This window comes from Maritimibacter sp. UBA3975 (assembly GCF_002384975.1).
In the GTDB taxonomy this organism is placed as follows: domain Bacteria; phylum Pseudomonadota; class Alphaproteobacteria; order Rhodobacterales; family Rhodobacteraceae; genus Maritimibacter.
The window spans coordinates 764,457-781,575 of the sequence record NZ_DGCP01000009.1 but is presented as its reverse complement, the minus strand read 5'-3'; the positions used below and the strand labels follow the sequence as shown (position 1 = coordinate 781,575).

16 protein-coding genes are annotated in these 17,119 nt (G+C 64.4%); 1 reads left to right on the top strand and 15 read right to left on the bottom strand.

All coding sequences use genetic code 11. The annotated features are described in order from the left end of the window. Nucleotides 1–29: 29 nt before the first annotated feature. The 15 genes from B2585_RS08980 to bchF all read right to left on the bottom strand — a co-directional run bounded on the left by B2585_RS08980 (nucleotide 30) and on the right by bchF (nucleotide 15,985). Complete coding sequence (locus tag B2585_RS08980) at nucleotides 30–467, bottom strand: c-type cytochrome (RefSeq protein WP_292022139.1); 438 nt, start codon at nucleotides 465–467, stop codon at nucleotides 30–32. Between the two features lie 74 nt (nucleotides 468–541). Further along, entirely contained in the window at nucleotides 542–1,756 is a 1,215-nt protein-coding gene (gene hemA, locus B2585_RS08975) for a 5-aminolevulinate synthase (RefSeq protein ID WP_292022137.1), read from the bottom strand. Next, nucleotides 1,746–2,555 (bottom strand): putative photosynthetic complex assembly protein PuhE, encoded by an 810-nt coding sequence (puhE, locus tag B2585_RS08970; protein ID WP_292022135.1) that lies wholly within the window; start codon nucleotides 2,553–2,555, stop codon nucleotides 1,746–1,748. Before puhE ends, hemA begins: the two co-directional genes overlap by 11 nt. A gap of 46 nt (nucleotides 2,556–2,601) precedes the next feature. Continuing rightward, a complete protein-coding gene (acsF, locus tag B2585_RS08965) occupies nucleotides 2,602–3,735 on the bottom strand; it encodes a magnesium-protoporphyrin IX monomethyl ester (oxidative) cyclase (RefSeq protein ID WP_292022133.1) in 1,134 nt (377 codons plus the stop codon). Continuing rightward, nucleotides 3,732–4,028 (bottom strand): hypothetical protein, encoded by a 297-nt coding sequence (locus tag B2585_RS08960; RefSeq protein ID WP_292022131.1) that lies wholly within the window; start codon nucleotides 4,026–4,028, stop codon nucleotides 3,732–3,734. Before B2585_RS08960 ends, acsF begins: the two co-directional genes overlap by 4 nt. Further along, a complete protein-coding gene (gene puhC / locus B2585_RS08955; RefSeq protein ID WP_292022129.1) occupies nucleotides 4,003–4,512 on the bottom strand; it encodes a photosynthetic complex assembly protein PuhC in 510 nt (169 codons plus the stop codon). The genes B2585_RS08960 and puhC overlap by 26 nt, the downstream gene beginning before the upstream one ends. Before the next feature lie 4 nt (nucleotides 4,513–4,516). Next, nucleotides 4,517–5,149 (bottom strand): photosynthetic complex putative assembly protein PuhB, encoded by a 633-nt coding sequence (gene puhB / locus B2585_RS08950; RefSeq protein ID WP_292022127.1) that lies wholly within the window; start codon nucleotides 5,147–5,149, stop codon nucleotides 4,517–4,519. Nucleotides 5,150–5,194: 45 nt separating this feature from the next. Then, a complete protein-coding gene (gene puhA, locus B2585_RS08945) occupies nucleotides 5,195–5,968 on the bottom strand; it encodes a photosynthetic reaction center subunit H (protein ID WP_292022125.1) in 774 nt (257 codons plus the stop codon). 21 nt (nucleotides 5,969–5,989) lie between these two features. After that, nucleotides 5,990–7,432 (bottom strand): PucC family protein, encoded by a 1,443-nt coding sequence (locus B2585_RS08940; protein WP_292022123.1) that lies wholly within the window; start codon nucleotides 7,430–7,432, stop codon nucleotides 5,990–5,992. Continuing rightward, nucleotides 7,426–8,109 (bottom strand): magnesium protoporphyrin IX methyltransferase, encoded by a 684-nt coding sequence (bchM, locus tag B2585_RS08935; RefSeq protein WP_292022121.1) that lies wholly within the window; start codon nucleotides 8,107–8,109, stop codon nucleotides 7,426–7,428. Before bchM ends, B2585_RS08940 begins: the two co-directional genes overlap by 7 nt. Nucleotides 8,110–8,167: 58 nt before the next feature. Continuing rightward, a complete protein-coding gene (gene bchL, locus B2585_RS08930; protein ID WP_292022119.1) occupies nucleotides 8,168–9,064 on the bottom strand; it encodes a ferredoxin:protochlorophyllide reductase (ATP-dependent) iron-sulfur ATP-binding protein in 897 nt (298 codons plus the stop codon). A 76-nt stretch (nucleotides 9,065–9,140) separates the two neighbouring features. Beyond that, nucleotides 9,141–12,704, bottom strand: coding sequence for a magnesium chelatase subunit H (locus B2585_RS08925; protein ID WP_292022117.1), 3,564 nt, complete (start codon nucleotides 12,702–12,704; stop codon nucleotides 9,141–9,143). After that, the gene (bchB, locus tag B2585_RS08920; protein ID WP_292022114.1) at nucleotides 12,694–14,217 is read right to left on the bottom strand and encodes a ferredoxin:protochlorophyllide reductase (ATP-dependent) subunit B; all 1,524 of its coding nucleotides are present in this window, start codon (nucleotides 14,215–14,217) and stop codon (nucleotides 12,694–12,696) included. The genes B2585_RS08925 and bchB overlap by 11 nt, the downstream gene beginning before the upstream one ends. Further along, nucleotides 14,214–15,500, bottom strand: coding sequence for a ferredoxin:protochlorophyllide reductase (ATP-dependent) subunit N (locus B2585_RS08915; RefSeq protein WP_292022112.1), 1,287 nt, complete (start codon nucleotides 15,498–15,500; stop codon nucleotides 14,214–14,216). Before B2585_RS08915 ends, bchB begins: the two co-directional genes overlap by 4 nt. Continuing rightward, nucleotides 15,497–15,985, bottom strand: a complete 489-nt coding sequence (gene bchF, locus B2585_RS08910) for a 2-vinyl bacteriochlorophyllide hydratase (protein WP_292022110.1) — start codon at nucleotides 15,983–15,985, stop codon at nucleotides 15,497–15,499. The genes B2585_RS08915 and bchF overlap by 4 nt, the downstream gene beginning before the upstream one ends. A gap of 330 nt (nucleotides 15,986–16,315) precedes the next feature. Here bchF and B2585_RS08905 point away from each other — a divergent pair, with 330 nt between their 5' ends. After that, nucleotides 16,316–17,116: a cobalamin-dependent protein gene (locus B2585_RS08905; RefSeq protein ID WP_292022108.1), complete on the top strand. Its 801-nt coding sequence runs from the start codon at nucleotides 16,316–16,318 to the stop codon at nucleotides 17,114–17,116. Nucleotides 17,117–17,119 lie beyond the last annotated feature (3 nt).

Genomic DNA, 17,119 nt, shown 5'->3' with positions numbered 1-17,119 from the left:
GGTCGCCCGGTCCGGAAGCACTTGTCGGATCAGCTTTCCGCGTCGGGGCCGACGGACTCGAGATAAGCCCAGAGATCGGCGGCCTTTTCGGCCTGGCGCAGCTTGAACGTCATCTTGCCACGCGCGGAGTCGTCGCCGGTGTAGTCGCGCAGGAACGCCGTCGGATCCTGAACGTAGACTGTGAAGTCGTCGACGTTCCATTCCAGCCCTTGCTCGCCCGCGGCGACCATGGCGTCGGAATAGCTGAAATCCTCGAATGTCCCGGCCTGACGACCGACGATGCCGTAAAGGTTCGGCCCGGTGCGGCCGCCCTTGACGATGTCGTCGCCCTCATCCGTCTGGATCGAGTGGCACGAACGGCACTGGCGGAAGTCATCCTCACCGGCGGCGGGGTCACCTGCGTCCTGCGCGAATGCAGCAGGCGCGATAAGCAAGGCGCCGGCGAGACCGGCGTACAGGGTTTTCATGAGAACCTCCCTTAATTTGATTCTTGAATGTATGTTACGTTCGGCGTTCCCGCGCGGTTCAGTTTGCGTCGCGCTCAGGCCACTGCGTGAGCCAGGGCGCATTGCCTCCACAGCACGGTCAGCGCCTCGACGAGGTGGTCGATGTCGGCGTCGGAATGAAGCGGAGAGGGCGTGAAACGCAGCCGCTCGGTGCCTTTCGGGACCGTCGGATAGTTGATCGGCTGCACATAGATACCCCAGTCGCGCATCAGGATGTCAGCCAGCATCCGGCACTTTACCGGATCCTTGATCATCACGGGAATGATGTGGCTCGGGTTGTCCAGATGCGGGATGCCCCGCGCGGTGAGCGCTGCTCGCAACCGGGCCACTTGTCGGCGCTGGTTCTGCCTCTCTGCGCTGCTCGTCTTGAGATGCGCGATCGAGGTTTTCGCCGCGGCCGCGACGGCGGGGGGCAGGGCTGTCGTGAAGATGAACCCGGAGGCAAAGCTTCGGATGAAGTCACACAACGCGGCGGAGCCGGTGATGTAGCCGCCCATGCACCCATAGGCCTTGCCAAGTGTGCCTTCGATCAGCGTGATTCGGTCCGCCAGCCCCTCGCGTTCGGAAATGCCTCCGCCGCGCGGGCCGTAGAGGCCGACCGCATGCACCTCATCCAGATAGGTCATCGCGCCGTGCTTCTCGGCCACTTCGACGATTTCCTTCATGGGGCAGATGTCACCGTCCATCGAATAGACGGACTCAAACGCCACGATCCGGGGGGCGTTGGCGGGCAAGGACGCGAGCTTGCGGTCGAGATCCTCGGGATCGTTATGCTTCCAGATGACCTTGCGGGCGCGCGAATGGCGCATCCCCTCGATCATGCTGGCGTGGTTGAGCGAGTCCGACAGGATGATCGCGTCCGGCAACCGGCTGCCCAGCGTCGAGAGCGCCGCCCAGTTCGAAACGTAGCCGGAGGTGAAGAGAAGCGCCGACTCCTTGCCATGAAGGTCTGCAAGCTCGGCTTCGAGCTGCACATGGGTGTGGTTCGTACCCGAGATGTTGCGTGTCCCCCCGGCGCCGGTGCCGCACTTGTCGATGGCATCCTTCATCGCCTGGCGCACCGCGGGATGCTGGCCCATGCCGAGGTAGTCGTTGGAACACCAGACGGTGACTTCGTCCGGACCCTCTTCGTCATGACTGCGCGCCTTGGGAAATGCGCCGCAGGTCCGCTCGAGCTCGGCGAAGACGCGGTAGTTGCCCTCCTCCTTCAGCGTGTCGATCTGCCTGGTGAACATCGCGTCAAAGTCCATTGGGTCCCTCCGGTCCGGCCGTATGGCCTGTCTGCTTGGGCGCGGGAAGCATCCAGCGCCAGAGTTTCGCGTCAGGCAGGGGAAGCACCATGAGCCAGTGCTCCAGCAGTGCCAACGCGGTCAAAGTCGCGACGAGTGCGATCCCCGTCGTCTCGGTCGGGGACACGGCCCCGGTCATCTCGTAAAGCCACCAGGCCGTTGCGGCCGTCAGCCCGGTCACCGAGATCGGGAAGATCCAGTTGAGCCGGGCGAGGCGGAAATGGCTGGCCAGGTGGCCAAGCGCCTTCGGCAGGAACTCGGTATTGATCCGGGGCACGCCGAAATAGAGGTTCAGCTTGGCCGAAACCCGCGCGAGGTAGAGCGTCGCGAAGGTCCACAGACCGACTTCGTTCACTGCGCCTGCGCCGTGGAGCCAGATCAGCACCAGCAGGGCCGCAAGCAGCATTTCGTGATAGGCGATGGTTCCCCAAGCGCGAATGAACCGTTCCCACTCCGGCAGGCCCTTGGGGCAGGGGTGCGGGTTCGGGCCCGTGATGACCCCGGTGAGAAAGGCCAGCTCGACCCAACCCCAGATCGCCAGAACCGAAAGGAAACTGCCGTAAATGGCACCCGCCGTCGCGCTGTCGCGCGTGAAGTGGAACGCCAAGAGCCCGAGGATCAGCAGCGGCAGGGACAAGAGCGTGATACGCAAGGGATGGCGCCCCGACTGGTCAGCGCGCCGCGCTGCGACCATGATCGCGCCTGTGGAAAACCACCACAGGAAAAGCGCGGCAAGGGCTGCGATCCACGGAGACGTCATGTCACCCCTCCGTGGCGTGGCAGCCGGATATGCGCGCAGGCCTGTTTCAATAGGCCGGCTCCAGCCGCGTCGTCGAAGGCACATCGTGCTTTCTCGCGGGTATGAAATATAGACCGGCAAAGGCCGCGGCCGCGCGCATCCGTGCCGATGTCTTGCGAAGGAGGGCCCCCGGTCCGGTATCGCCCTGGCACGCGGCGAGATCGGCGTTCGCCTTTTGCAGCCGCTTCAGCCCCGACATCCAGCGCGGGTTGTCGATGTCCAGCGTAATGGGGAATACCTGCTTGGAGATTTCCGAGGTCTTGCGGAACACCTCCTGACCATACCAGTCCGTATCCACGCCAAGGGCCTCATGAAAGGCTGGGCGCTGGTGGTCGCGGACATACATGGTCGAGAAGACCGCGGTGAGAAAGAACTTGATCCACAGCACGTTGACGCCACGCGTCAGCTTCGGATCGGTCTTCATCAGCAGCGCGAAAGCCTCGCCATGGCGGAACTCGTCGTTGCACCACTCCTGAAACCACTTGAAGATCGGGTGGAAGCGCTGCTCCGGGTGTGCTTCGAGATGGCGGAAGATCGTGATGTATCGGGCGTAGCCGATCTTCTCGGACAGGTACGTCGCGTAGTAGATGAACTGGGGCCGGAAGTAGGTGTATTTCTTGGCTTTCGTCAGGAAACCGAGGTTCACGGCGACGCCAGCCTCGCGCAGCGCGTCGTTGATGAAGCCGGCATGGCGCGCTTCGTCGCGGGCCATGAGCTGGAACAACTGTGTAATGTCTGGGTTCGCGCCGCGACGCTTCATTTCCTTGTAGAGCACGCAGCCCGAGAACTCGGCCGTGCAGGAAGAGATCAGGAAGTCGATGAACTCCTTGCGCAGGCCGGGCTCCATATTGTCCCAGTCGACGTGGTCCCAGTCCTCGTTCTTGCGGAAATGGCCCTTGTTGGGATCGCTGACCATCTCGGCGATCAACTCGTCCCAGTCCGCGCGGACCGGTTCCACGTTGATCGCATCCATCTCGTCGAAATCGGTGGTGTAGAAACGCGGGGTGAGCAGCGTGTTCTGCATCGCGACGTCGGTGGCGGACTGGTCGTCGAGCTTCGACTGCGCCTCCTGGATGGCGAGGCTTTCCTCGGCGGTGGTCGCATCGGCGGTGTGCTTGGGGGCAGGGGCGTGCATATTCATAGCGTGGCCTCCTCGGAAAACGAGAACTCGCAGAGCTCCATCACTTCCACGTCGCCGGTCAACCGGGTCCAGATCTGTTCGAGCCGCGAAGCCCGGATGATCGTGGCCTCACGCGCTTCGCGCACGATCTCGCCGAAAGGGGCGAGGATTTCGGGGCCGCTCACCCGCACCTCGTCACCGGGGTTGATCGTCGCACCGTTGTCGAACCGCACATGTGCGTGCAGGCTCTCGAAACAGTGGCTTACCTCCACTGTGCAGGGTGCGTGTTCAATGTCCTTGGTCAGCCATCCCATTCTGGCGTCCTCCCTGTTGGGCCAGGAGCCGCGAAAAGGCCCTGGCATTGTCCGCGCCGAACCCCATCAGATCGGCGCTCCATCCGGTGGATGGGTCGAAAATTGAAACGCGGCCGTTTTCGTGGCCCGCGATGATGACGGGGCCGTCGGCAGTGACGCGGTGCTTGATCCGCTCGCGCTGGATGACGCGCCAGACTCCCGAGATGAAACCGCCCTCTTCGGGCGACAGATCCGCGATGAGCGTGCCGTCGGTCGATGTGACCGTGGCCGCACCGGCGAGGTCGCCGGTGAGCAGGACCTCCATCCGGACGGCGACGGGGCTTTCAGGCGGGGCCGAGACCGGCGCCTTGCCAGTCGTGCGCGCATAGGTCACGAGGACCAGCGCCGCCAACATCATCAGACCGACGGCCCGAACGAGGGTGCGCGGGACGAGCTCGTCCTGCGGCGGGCGGCGGCGTTCGGCTGAGGCTGTGAACTGGGTCATGATGTCATTCCGCCGCCATCGGAGCCGCCATCGGAGCGCGGCCCAGAACCGGCGTGGAAACGCGCGCTTCGGCGGCCTGCGCGACCAGGGCCGCCACACGTTCAGCTTCCGGGATGCAGCGCAGCGCGGGTTCCGGCCGGCGCATCCGCCATGGTCGCACATGCGGCCAGCAGATGAGGTAAGACAGGCGTGTATCACCCTCGATGTCGAACGCGATCGTGCCGGTGCCGCCGGCCCTCAAATCGAGATCGGCGTTCAGGATGCGGGTGAACGGCAGGTTAAGTGTCAGCGTCAGCGCCGCCCCGATCCGCATCGCCACCCGGCGGTTGGTGATGGTGTACACGGTGGCTCGCGCCTGCACGAAGGCGACGATCCACAGAAGACCGCAGACCACCGCGCCCGCCAGCAGATAGGGCAGGGCGCCCGCGACAGCCGTGCCGAAAGAGACCTGACCCAGCAGGACGATGAATCGCCAAACGGCCAGCAAGGCGAAATATCCGGCGATCCAGTTCATGTTGAGCGCTTCGCGGGCCAGCGCACCCGTATCGGGCCGCCCTTGCCACAGGATGTGCTCCCCTTCGGGCAGCCGTTCCGGAAGGCCCTTCACCGGCTCGAAAGCGAAATCATCATGGGGCATGGCGCGGTCTTTCTTCTCGTTGCGGCCCGTCACCGGGGTCGCTGGTTATCCCAGTTGCGGCTCGAGGCGGGCTTCGGATGCGTAAAGGAGGCCTCCGGCGTAGTAGCCCGAGATCTTGTCCTCCTCGAGCAAGGTCACCTGCCGGGGCGATGCGTGCTGCGGCACGGTTGCGAACTGATGCGCGAACAGCGTGCGCACGCGGACCCGGTCGGATTTGATGCTTGACAGGGTCATCGGGACCAGGCGTTTGCCTTCGCCGAATTCAGCGGCCAGTTCGTATTCGAGGTAGCGGACCATCTGCTCGGGCTCGTCGATCCACATGTCGGTGATGGTGCCGATGACCTTGTCGTCGCCGGAGACGACCGGAAGCCCGCGCGGGTCGCGGCCAGCGGCGACCGTGACGCCGTCGATGGCGGACATCGGGACGATCTTTGGGTGGCCGGAGCCGTCGAGTTCGGGGCTGTCGCGACGCTCGGCCCAGGAGGCCGGGCCAACACCGTCAATCATCGGATCGCCCGTCGGGGCCATCGGGAAGCCGTTTCCGGCGGCGGTCTTGGCGAGGGCGAGGTTGGCGCGCTCCGGATTCTGGCCGGACGGTACAGCGTAGGTTCCGCGCCCGTGGGGCAGCAGGAAGGTCTTGTCCTCGGGCGCGCCGATCAGCCCGCTGTTCGGCGCGCGCTTGCCGTCGTCATCCTCGAGCGGATAGCCCTCGCGCATGTTCTCGCGCTGGAGATAATAGACGAGCAGGGCGAAGAAGACCCAGAACATCCACAGCGAGAGGCTCGCGAGGTCGAAGTTTGCAAAGAACGTTCCGGTCATGGTGTTTCCTTTCCGGGGCGGTTACGTCGGAAATTGCGCCAGGTTGAGGCGGTTGGTCTCCGCGGGATTGGTCTGAATGTTGGGCCACGCGCGGCGCATCAGGCGTCCGATGATCGCGAGCGTGACGAAGAGAAGTCCGATTTCGATGTGATAGACGACCGAGTAGCCGGTCGCGGCATTTGCGAGCGGCTCGCCGAGCGCGCCGCTCTTGGCCAGATGATTGACGCTGTCTCGGATGCCGCCGCCAAAGGCGATGGCGAGCCCTGCGGCGGTCGCCTGAGCAGCCCCCCAAGCCCCGAGCGCGAGCCCGTGTCCGGCCTTGCCTGTCGCGGGCAGGGCCATGGCTGCGGTCAACGTAGCCACGGCGAAGAGTCCGGCACCCAGACCGATCAGGAACGATCCGCCGAAGAACAGGGCCGGCACCTGCATGGGCGCCGAAAAAATGACGCAGGAGAATGCTGCGATTCCGACAAGCAGGCCACTCGCTGCAATCCGGAACGGGTCACGTCCGCGGGCGAGGCGGCGGCCCGCGAGAAGGAATCCCGCCATCGCGCCAACAGCCCAGAGCGCCGTGAGCAACGTGGTCGCCGAGACTGACAGGCCAAGCACTTCACCGCCATAGGGTTCGAGCAGCACGTCCTGCATGTTGAAGGCCATGGTCCCCAGGAAGACGACGGCGAGCAGGCGTCCGGCTTGCCCGCCTGAGATGAGATCGGCCCAGGATTCGCGAAAAAGCGGGCGTGGCGCCGCGCGTTCTTCGCGGCTCATCGGGCGGACCTTTTCCTGCTTCCACAGGGCCACGAGGTTCAAAAGGATGCCGACGAGCGCCGCACCCTGAACCACGCGGATGAGCGTGAGGGGCGTGAAGTCTGTAAGCAGCCAGCCGATGACGATGGCCGACAGGCCCATTCCCAGCAGGAACATGGTGTAGAGGAGCGCGACCACACGCGGCCGGGTCTCATCATCCGCGCGATCCGTGGCCAGTGCGAGGCCAGCGGTCTGAGTCATGTGCAAGCCAACGCCGGTCATGAGAAAGGCGAAAGCCGCCAGAACCTCGCCCGCCCAGGCCGGGCCGGTCGTCTGCTGGCCCGACAGCACGAGCAGGGCGAAGGGCATGACGGCGAGCCCGCCCATCTGCCACAGAGACCCGAACCAGAGATAAGGGATACGTTTCCAGCCGATTGCGCTGCGGTGGTTGTCGGAGCGGAACCCAAGCAAAGCGCGGAACGGCGCGACCAGAACCGGAATGGCGATCATCAGCGCGACGATGATCGCAGGAACCGACAGTTCCACGATCATCACGCGGTTCAGAGTGCCCAGCAGCATGACTGTTGCCATGCCGACGGAAACCTGGAAAAGCGAGAGCCGGAGTAGCTGGCTCATAGGCAGCCCCTCACTCGCCGCGTCGGCGAACGGAAGCGCCTTCATCGGGATCTTGAGGAGGAGGCTGCGGGGGATCAGCATGATGCGTACTCCATCGCCTGGCTGATGTAGAAGCCGCTTGAGACGCGCTCCAATTCGCGCAGATGGCCGGGACACCCTGCATCGCGCAGGGTTGTGGCGAGCCGGGTCGGCGACTGCGGAACCATCGTGGGCGAGCGGTCCGAGCGCGGAAACAACTGGCCCATGCGCCACATGGCCATGAGGAGCCGTGTGCGTGGCGCGACGGTGAAGACGATACGCGATTGCGTCCGCGCGCCGAGTGCCTTGAGGGCGCCCGCAACGTCAGTGCTGTCGTAATAGATCAGGCTGTCCATCGCGACCGCGTGGTCGAAGCGTCCGAGCGCGGGGTCGAGCATGTCGCCCGCGTGGAACGTCACCCGCGCAGCAAGGTCGGGTGACAACCGCTTGCGCGCGATCTCGACCAGTGACGGAGAGATGTCCACCGCCACCACATGGGCTCCGCGCGCGGCGAGCGCCTGGGTCATCTGACCTGCGCCGCAGCCCGCGTCGAGGACCCGCACGCCCGTGAGATCGGCAGGCAGGCGGCCGAGGATCTGGTCGCGCATGGCATCACGCCCCTGCCGCACCGTCTCACGGATGCGAGAGACGGGCGCATCACTGGTCAGCCGTTCCCACGTCCGGGTCGCGGTCTTGTCGAAATAGGTTTCGACACGGGACAGGGTGGTTCCGTAGCTCATCCGGCTCTCCCAAGCGTCAGGCGCTGGAAACGGCGCGATATGGTGGCGACGTCACGCATCAATCGAACCCCAGCATTTCAAAGATGTCCCGGTCTTCCATTGGCGCAGGTGCGCGCGGATCGGTGCCGCGCCAAAGCGTCTCGGCCAGCCGGATGTATTCGGCCCGGCACGCGATGATGTCGTCCTCGTCATCCATTTCGAACAACGTCTTTTTCTTGAGCCGCGAACGACGGATGGCGTCCACGTCGGGCATATGTGCGATCCGGTTGAAGCCGACGCGGTCGCAGTAGCGGTCGACCTCGTCGGTGTCCTTGGACCGGTTCGCCACGCAGCCGGCGAGGCGCACCTTGTAGTTGGCCGATTTCGCCTGCACCGCCGCGATTATGCGGTTCATGGCGTAGATCGAGTCGAAGTCGTTCGCCGTCACGATAAGGGCCCGGTCGGCGTGTTGAAGCGGGGCCGCGAAGCCCCCGCACACCACGTCCCCCAGCACGTCGAAGATCACCACGTCGGTGTCTTCGAGCATGTGGTGCTGCTTGAGCAGCTTGACGGTCTGGCCGACGACATAGCCGCCGCAGCCGGTGCCGGCGGGCGGGCCGCCCGCTTCGACGCATTGGACGCCGCCCCAGCCTTCGGTCACGAAATCTTCGGGGCGGAGTTCTTCCGGGTGGAAGTCTACGTCCTTCAGGATGTCGATCACGGTCGGTTGCAGGCGCCCGGTGAGCGTGAAGGTCGAGTCGTGCTTGGGATCGCAGCCGATCTGAAGCACCCTCTTTCCCATCTTCGCGAAGGCCGCGGAGAGGTTGGACGAGGTGGTGGATTTGCCGATCCCGCCCTTGCCGTAGACCGAGAACACCTTGGCCCCCTCGATCTTCGCGTCGGGATCTTGCTGGACCTGGACGGAGCCTTCTCCGTCCTGCCCCCGAAGGTTCGGTATGTCGTCGCGCGGACTCATTTCGTGTCCTTTCCCGGGCGGTGACCCGTCCCGTGGTTGGTTGCGGCGCTGTGCCGGTTCGGTTTCGGTTGCATCGTCATTCTGCCGCCACCCCTTCGACCCGGTCCTCGAGCGCGTCCGCCGCTTCGCGCAGCGAAGCAAGGGTGGCGTCGTCGGGGGTCCAGTACGTTCGGTCGCTGGCTTCCAGCAGGCGGTTCGCCATCCGGGAGGACGCGACGGGATTGAGCGCGGCCATACGGTCGCGCATGTCCTTGTCGAGCATGAAAGTCTCGGAGATCCGCTGATAGACCCAGGGTTGAACCTGTCCGGTCGTGGCCGACCAGCCCAGCACGTTGGTGACATGGGCCTCGATCTGGCGCACGCCTTCGGCTCCGTGTTCCAAAAGGGCTTCGTGGAATTTCGGGTTGAGCGAGCGCGACCGGGTTTCCAACGCGAGCTGATCGGCCAGCGTGCGGATCTTGCCGGTGCCTCGGGTCGTGTCGGAGATGTAAATCGCAGCTTCCTGGCCGCCGCGCGCCCGTTTCACGGCACGGGCGATCCCGCCCAGCGTGTCGAAGTAGTGATCGACCGTCGTGACGCCCAACTCGACGCTTTCGAGGTTCTGGTAGGCCACGTCGACATCGGCAAGCGCGGCTTGCAAAAGGTCCGCGCGTGGGGCGGGTTTGCCATCTACGCCATAGGCGAAGCTCTTGCGCGCTTCATAAGCGTTGGCAAGTTCGTCTTCGTCGGTGAAGGCCGAGGAGTCGACCAGCATATTCACGTTGGAGCCGTAAGCACCTTCGGCGTTCGAGAAGACGCGCAGCGCAGCGGTCTCGAGGTCACAGCCGGTCTTGTCCATGTGGGCCAGCGCATGGGCACGGATGAAATTCATATGGGTCGGCTCATCCGCTGTCGCGGCCTTGAGCGCGGCCTCGGCAAGAAGCTTGGTCTGGAGCGGCAGCAGGTCGCGGAAAATGCCGGACAGGGTCATCACCACGTCGATGCGAGGCCTCCCCAGTTCAGCGAGCGGAAGCAGGTCAGCGCCACACAGGCGGCCGAAACTGTCGAAGCGCGGGGTCGCGCCCATGAGAGCCAGCGCCTGGGCGATGGCGCTGCCATCCGACTTGATGTTGTCCGAGCCCCACAGGACCAGGGCGATGCTGCGTGGCATCGACGCGTGGGTGTCGAGCAGAAGCTGCGCCTGTTTCGCGCCCTTACGGCATGCGTGGGCGGTCGGCATCCGGAACGGGTCGAAAGCGTGGATGTTGCGGCCCGTCGGCAGGATGTCCGGCGAGCGGATCAGGTCGCCGCCGGGCACCGGCGCGGTGAAGCCACCGCCCAGAGCGTGGAGAAGGGCGGGGATTTCGGAGTCGGTCTGAAGCAGGGCATCCGCCTTCGCGCGGGCAGCCGCATCGGCCCCGTCGAGATGGGCGAGAAACTCGGCGCGGCGCGCGTCGCTCATTTGTGCGCCGACAACATGCAGCCCCTCGGGGATCAGCGCGGATTCCGTATCGAGCAGCACACGCCACAGGGCGTCGGGGTCAGAGCCGTCCAGGTCGATCGCGGCGCTTTGCTCGACGATCAGGACGGCGATCTCGTCGCGCTCCGATGCGTCCGGCGGCGTTTCGCGCCAGCGCGTCACGCTATCCTTGAGTTCGGCGAGGCCTTTGTACAGCCCGGCGCTCGCCAGAGGCGGGGTCAAATGCGACACGGTCACCGCGCCCGACCGGCGCTTTGCGAGCGTCGCCTCGGACGGGTTGTTGGCGGCATAAAGATAGACATTCGGCATGTCGCCGATCAGCCGGTCGGGCCAGTCTTGTCCAGACAGTGCCGTCTGCTTGCCCGGCATGAATTCGAGTGCTCCGTGCATCCCGAAGTGGAGCAGGACATCGGCGCCGAAGTCATGGCGCAGCCACTGGTAGAACTGGACGAAGGCATGGGTCGGGGCGAAACCGCGCTCGAACAGGAGTCGCATCGGGTCACCCTCATACCCGAAGGCGGGCTGGAGCCCGACAAAGACCTTGCCGAAGTTCGCGCCCAGCACGAAGACACCGCGCCCGTCGGATTGATGACGGCCGGGGGCGGGGCCCCATTGTGCCTCGATCTCGGCGAGCCACGGCGTCTTCGCCACCATCGTATCGACCGGGACGTGGGCCGCTACGTTGGCGTCCTGCCCATACTGGCGGGCGGACCCCTCGAGCACGGCTTCGCGCAGATCTTCGACGGTCGGCGGCGGCGTCACGTCGTATCCCTGCGCGGCCATCGCGTGCAACGTATTGTGGAGTGAGCGGAAGACGTCGAGGTAGGCAGCGGTTCCGGCCGCGCCTGCGTTGGGCGGGAAGCCGAAGAGGACAATGCCGACCCGGCGCTCCGCGATCCGTGACCGGCGCAGCGCGGCGAGACGCGCGACACGGTCGCCAAGATGCGCGACGCGCTCATGGCAGGGCGCAAGCTCCTTGGACGTCGTGGGCCGGCAGGCCCGCGCGCAGCCGTCGCATCCGGCCTGGCTGTGGCGGCCGGCGAAGACCACCGGGTTGGTCGCCCCGTCCAGTTCGGGCAGGGCGACGAGCATCGTCGTTTCGACCGGGCCAAGCCCCTGATCTGACTTTGCCCACTCGCCCAGCGTCCGGAATTCCAGCGGATGCGCGGCAACGTAAGGCACGTCCAGCGTCTTGAGTAGCGCGACCGCGGAGTCGTTGTCGTTGTAGGCCGGTCCCCCGACAAGCGAGAAGCCCGTGAGAGAGAGGAGCGTATCGATCTGCGATCCGGTCGCATCAAGGAAGAACCCTTCGATCGCCGGGCGGGAATCGAGGCCCCCCGCGAAGGCGGGCAATACGCGCAAGCCACGCGCTTCCAGATCGCGGATGACGGCGTCGTAGTGCGCAGTGTCGCCGGAAAGCACATAGCTGCGCATCATCAGGATGCCCACGGTCCCGCCGGTCGCCGCGTGGCTCGGAAGGTCGGCGGGATCGGTCGTGATCCGCTCGGAAAGATCCGGATGGTAAAGCCCCGTTTCGGGATACTCGACCGGGGCCGGCGCCTTCGCGCCGCGCCACTCTTCATGGCGGCAGTAGCGCGAGATCAGATGGCGGATCATCGCCTCGATGTTTTCGTCGGAGGAACCCAGCCAGTATTGCATCACCAGGAACCAGGCACGCAAATCCTGCGCCTTGCCGGGTATGAGGCGAAGGATACGGGGCAGACGACGCAACATTCGCATCTTGCGCGCGCCACTGTCCGGTTTGCCGGCCCCGCCGCCACCCCGAAGCATCTTGAGGAGTTTCTTGGTCCCGCTTTCCGGGGCGGACATATCCAGCGTGCCCATGCGGGTGAGGCGCACGAGCTTGGCGTCGGCGATGATGCCGATCATTGCGTCGCAGTCATCGCGGCGGCGTTCGAGGTCGGGCAGGATCGCCTCGATGTGATCTTCGAGGAACAAGAGGCTGGTGACAACGATGTCGGCCTGCGCGATCGACGCACGGGCTTCGTCCAGCGCCGCGGGGTCTTCACCCCATTCGGCGGCGGCGTGAACAGTGATCTCGAGCCCCGGGAAATCGGCGGAGAGGCGCAGGGCGGCGCGGGCGCTGGGCCCGGCAGCGTGCTGGTCCAGCGTCAGGAGCGCGATGCGGTAGGCCGCAGGGGTATGGACATCATCGCGCATAATGGGCCTTTGCCTCGTAAAGCGTATCGACCTCGATACGGTGCAATCCCTGCGTGGCCGCGAAACTCTCGGTGTTGCGCCGCGCCTTGCCACGCACGAAGAAGGGCACCTTTTGCAATTCCCGCTCGGCGTCGGCGCACCAGATCGGGCCATCTGTGCCTGAGGTCTCTGCCTCGACGCGCGGCTCTGCGGGTGCTGCAGCTCCGTGGCCGCCGTGGTGGCTGGCCCCGGCGCCGTCGTTGAACTCGAAATCGTCGCGGAACATGTGAAGCAGGTGTTCTTCCAGACCCATGACCAGCGGATGCACCCAGGTGTCGAAGATCACGTTCGCGCCTTCGATCCCCATCTGGGGTGAGTAGCGGGCGGGAAAATCCTGAACATGGACCGGGGCCGAGATGACCGCGCAGGGAATGCCAAGGCGCTTGCCGATGTGGCGCTCCATCTGCGTGCCAAGGATCAGCTCGGGCGAAAGCTCTTCGATCTTCTCCTCGACCTCGAGATGGTCGTCCGAGATCAATGCCGGAACGCCGTAGTCCCTGGCCAACGCGCGGATCATCCGGGCTTGCTCACGGTTGTAGCAGCCCATCCCGACAACCTCGAAGCCCATCTCGTCTCGGGCGATGCGCGCAGCGGTGGCGACATGCGTGCCGTCGCCGAAAATGAAAACGCGTTTGCCGGTGAGATAAGTGGAATCGACGCTGGCCGAGTACCAGGGAAGGCGAAGCCGGCCCTCGTCGAGTTTCGGGGCAACGCCTGCCAGATCCGCGACCTCGCGGACGAAATCGCGGGTGGCGCCGACCCCGATGGGCACGACACGGGTGTAAGGCTGGCCGAGCTCGCGCTCCAACCAACGACAGGCGCTCTCACCGGTTTCAGGATACATCAGAACGTTGAAATGCGCAGCGCCGAGCCGCGCGACGTCCGCGGGCGACGCACCGTATGGGGCGACCACGTTCACGTCGATTCCAAGGTGCCCGAGGAGGGCGGTCACTTCAGCGATGTCGTCGCGGTGACGAAACCCGAGCGCTGTGGGGCCAATCAGGTTGGCGGTGACATTTTCGCTCCGTTCCATCGGCTTGGTAAGCGTACGTACGATCTGGAAGAACGTCTCGTCCGCGCCGAAGTTTTCGCGCCTCTGGTAGCTGGGCAGGTCCAGCGCGATGACGGGGATGGGCAGACCCATCGTCTCGGCCATCCCGCCCGGATCGTCCTGGATCAGTTCGGCGGTGCAAGAAGCTCCCACAATCATGGCCTGCGGCTGATACCGGTCATAGGCAGCTTGGCAGGCGGTCTTGAAAAGGTTGGCGGTGTCAGACCCCAGATCGCGGGCCTGAAACGTCGTGTAGGTCACGGGCGGGCGATGGTTGCGCCGCTCGATCATAGTGAACAGCAGGTCGGCATAGGTATCGCCCTGCGGCGCGTGAAGCACATAGTGCAGCCCGGTCATGGCGGTGGCCACGCGCAGCGCACCGACATGCGGCGGGCCTTCGTATGTCCAGACCGACAGCTTCATTCCGCCGCCTCCAGCCGGAGCAACTCTCGCCGCCGGAGCGGGCGGGAGAAGAGGCCGGCGAGGTCGCCTGCCTGTTCGTAGAAATGCACGGGGGAGAAGACGAGTTCGATGGCCCACTTCGTCGCGAACCCTTCCGCCTCCAGAGGATTGGCGAGGCCGAGGCCGCAGACCGTGAGGTCGGGACGCCCTGCCATGCACCGGTCGAGTTGCTTGTCCACGTCTTGCCCTTCGGCAAGGCGCGGGCCTTCGGGCAGAAGGTCGAGGTCCGGACCGACGAGGCCCTTGTGGATATAGGGTGCCCCCACCTCCAGCGCCGTCATGCCACATTCGCGGGTCAGGAACCGCGCCAGTGGGATTTCGAGCTGGCTGTCGGGGAAGAAGAAGACGGACTTGTCGCGCAGCGTTTCGGCGGCCTGCGCCACGGCGCGTCTGGCTCGGTCACGGGGCGCGTCGGTGACGGCATCGAAGAGTTGGGCTTCGACGCCGAATTCCTTTGAAACGGCTCGAAGCCACGCAGTGGTGCCCTCTTCGCCGAATGGGAAAGTCGCAGGAATGTGACGCGCCCCGCGCCTTTCCAGAGCGGCAGCGGTGCCGCCAAGGAAGGGCTGTGTCAGGGCGAAGACGGTGTTCGGGCCGACCGCGAGTGTGTCGTCACGGCGGCGGGCTGGCAGGACGCGCACGTTCTCGATGCCAAGGGCGTCCAGCAGGCCGAGCGCTTGATCCTCGACAACATCGGGCAGGGCGCCGACCACGATGAGCTGCCGTGCGTTGGTGTGGGGCAGAGCCTCGACCATCGCGGCAAGGCAGGCGTCCTCACCTTCCGTGAATGTCGTCTCGATGCCTGAACCTGAATAATTGAGCACGCGCACATGTGGCGCGTGTTTGGCCGACAGGCGTTGCGCGGCTTTGGACAGGTCGAGCTTGATCACCTCGGAAGGGCAGGAGCCAACGAGGAAAAGCTGGCGGATATCGGGGCGGCGCGAGAGGAGGCGTTCCACCTCGCGCTCCAGTTCAACCTGCGCATCGGCGAGACCGGCAAGGTCGGTCTCTTCCAGAATCGCGGTGCCGAATCGCGGTTCCGCGAAAATCATGACGCCGGCGGCGGATTGCAGAAGATGCGCGCAGGTGCGACTGCCGACCACAAGGAAGAACGCGTCCTGCATCTTGCGGTGGAGCCAGATGATTCCCGTGAGTCCGCAGAACACTTCGTGCTGCCCGCGCTCTTTTATGACCGGCGTATCGCGACATCCGAGGGTCGGTGGGGGCGGGTCCTGACGGGTCATGACAGAGCCTCGGCTTCCAGCCGCGCGAGGCGAAGCTTGCGCAGGAACTGCCCGGCGTTGATGGCGTATGTCGCATAGGCTGCCAGCGCGATCACCATGAGCCCGGTGGGCGAGACGGAGCCAGTGAACAGGGCGACGAGGTAGGCGGTGTGCAACGCGATGACAGCGAAGCTGAAGACGTCCTCCCAGAAGAAGGGCGGGGCAAAAAGATACTGACCAAAAACGACTTTCTCCCAGATCGCCCCGGTGACCATGATCAGGTAAAGAACCCCGGTCTTGACCACGATGGAGATCGTCGCAGCCTCGTATCCCGCGCCTGTTGCGAGGAATCGCAGAACGAGCGCAACCGACACCAGGAAGACAAGAAACTGGACCGGCGCGAGGATTCCCTGAACCAGGGTCCAGCCGCTCTCATCACGACGCAAACGCTGTTCCGCTGTGTACAGGGCGAGGCCGTTTCCAGGTAGTTTTGAGGGGTCAGACATGCGGTCCTCTCGATCCTGTCTACCCTCGGATGCTAGAAGCCGGGCCTCAAAAGTGTCAATCAAAATTTACACTTTGCGGGTATCGAAATTGTCAGACCAATTGGACAATTGCGAAGATCGCGACTCACCCCAAGGCCTGTTAGCAGTTTGACCTTTGAGTGACAGCGGTAACAATTGATCGGCGTTTTCCGGGGCTTGAGTGAAAAGTGCGCTGGCGATGTCAACCAAAATTGACACATAAGAAATTCCGGGTCAGACTGATCTAGCCGCCGGTCTGATGCATACCCACTGTAGCTCAGACAGCGTCCAGTGCGTCCGAGGGAGGGGCTCATGGATGATCATGGAAATCCGCGTCAGGGACAGAAGGGCGCCGTCAGTCAGCCGGCCATCCGACTTCTCGTTGAATCCGCGCTGAAGACAGTCAAATCGACCCGTCAGAACGGCGTGCCGCAAACAAGACGAGGTTGGGTGGAGTACATCGCCGCGTCGCTGGTTTCGGACTCCGAGACGAGTCATCACTCGGCTATCGCCGCGCTGATGTCCACGGGCACCAGCAGCGAAGAGATCTACGATTATTATGTGCCGGAAGCGGCGCGATACCTCGGTTCGCTCTGGGTCAAGGACGAGGCGAGCTTCGTCGACGTAACGATCGGTGCGGCGCGGCTTCAGGCGCTGTTCCGGGCACGAAAGCGCGAGACGGGTCAACGCCTCGACGGAACCATCCCGCTGGGCGAGAGCTTTCTGATGGTGACGCTCGACTTCGAAGATCACTCCCTCGGAGCCTTCGTCGCGGCGGACAAATTGCGCCAGCACGGTCTCTGGGTCCATATGGGTGTGGGCATGAACGCCGAAGAAGTCGGCGAACTTCTGTCACAGCGACACTTTTCCGCAGTTGGCTTTTCCGCGGCGACGTGGAACACGGTTGAAAAGATTACGGATGTTGTAGATTATCTCCGGACTAGGCTTGAACAAGTTCCGCCGATCGTTATCGGAGGGCGAGTTACGGAGACAGCAGACAAGGTAATCGAGCGCACGGGTGCCGATTTCGTGGCGCGCACGCCGCGTGAAGCTATCGAAAAATGCGGTCTTTCTACGATCGCTCCAGAACTGGACTTTCATAATCTAGGCTAAGTC

Bases quoted from the DNA above. Each gene is read 5' to 3' on its own strand.
- B2585_RS08905 (WP_292022108.1), top strand. From the start codon at position 16,316: ATGGATGATCATGGAAATCCGCGTCAGGGACAGAAGGGCGCCGTCAGT.
- B2585_RS08940 (WP_292022123.1), bottom strand. From the start codon at position 7,432: ATGCTGATCCCCCGCAGCCTCCTCCTCAAGATCCCGATGAAGGCGCTT.
- bchF (WP_292022110.1), bottom strand. From the start codon at position 15,985: ATGTCTGACCCCTCAAAACTACCTGGAAACGGCCTCGCCCTGTACACA.
- puhE (WP_292022135.1), bottom strand. From the start codon at position 2,555: ATGACGTCTCCGTGGATCGCAGCCCTTGCCGCGCTTTTCCTGTGGTGG.
- puhB (WP_292022127.1), bottom strand. From the start codon at position 5,149: ATGCCCCATGATGATTTCGCTTTCGAGCCGGTGAAGGGCCTTCCGGAA.
- hemA (WP_292022137.1), bottom strand. From the start codon at position 1,756: ATGGACTTTGACGCGATGTTCACCAGGCAGATCGACACGCTGAAGGAG.
- B2585_RS08960 (WP_292022131.1), bottom strand. From the start codon at position 4,028: ATGGGATGGCTGACCAAGGACATTGAACACGCACCCTGCACAGTGGAG.
- B2585_RS08915 (WP_292022112.1), bottom strand. From the start codon at position 15,500: ATGACCCGTCAGGACCCGCCCCCACCGACCCTCGGATGTCGCGATACG.
- puhA (WP_292022125.1), bottom strand. From the start codon at position 5,968: ATGACCGGAACGTTCTTTGCAAACTTCGACCTCGCGAGCCTCTCGCTG.
- B2585_RS08980 (WP_292022139.1), bottom strand. From the start codon at position 467: ATGAAAACCCTGTACGCCGGTCTCGCCGGCGCCTTGCTTATCGCGCCT.
- acsF (WP_292022133.1), bottom strand. From the start codon at position 3,735: ATGAATATGCACGCCCCTGCCCCCAAGCACACCGCCGATGCGACCACC.
- bchM (WP_292022121.1), bottom strand. From the start codon at position 8,109: ATGAGCTACGGAACCACCCTGTCCCGTGTCGAAACCTATTTCGACAAG.
- B2585_RS08925 (WP_292022117.1), bottom strand. From the start codon at position 12,704: ATGCGCGATGATGTCCATACCCCTGCGGCCTACCGCATCGCGCTCCTG.
- puhC (WP_292022129.1), bottom strand. From the start codon at position 4,512: ATGACCCAGTTCACAGCCTCAGCCGAACGCCGCCGCCCGCCGCAGGAC.
- bchB (WP_292022114.1), bottom strand. From the start codon at position 14,217: ATGAAGCTGTCGGTCTGGACATACGAAGGCCCGCCGCATGTCGGTGCG.
- bchL (WP_292022119.1), bottom strand. From the start codon at position 9,064: ATGAGTCCGCGCGACGACATACCGAACCTTCGGGGGCAGGACGGAGAA.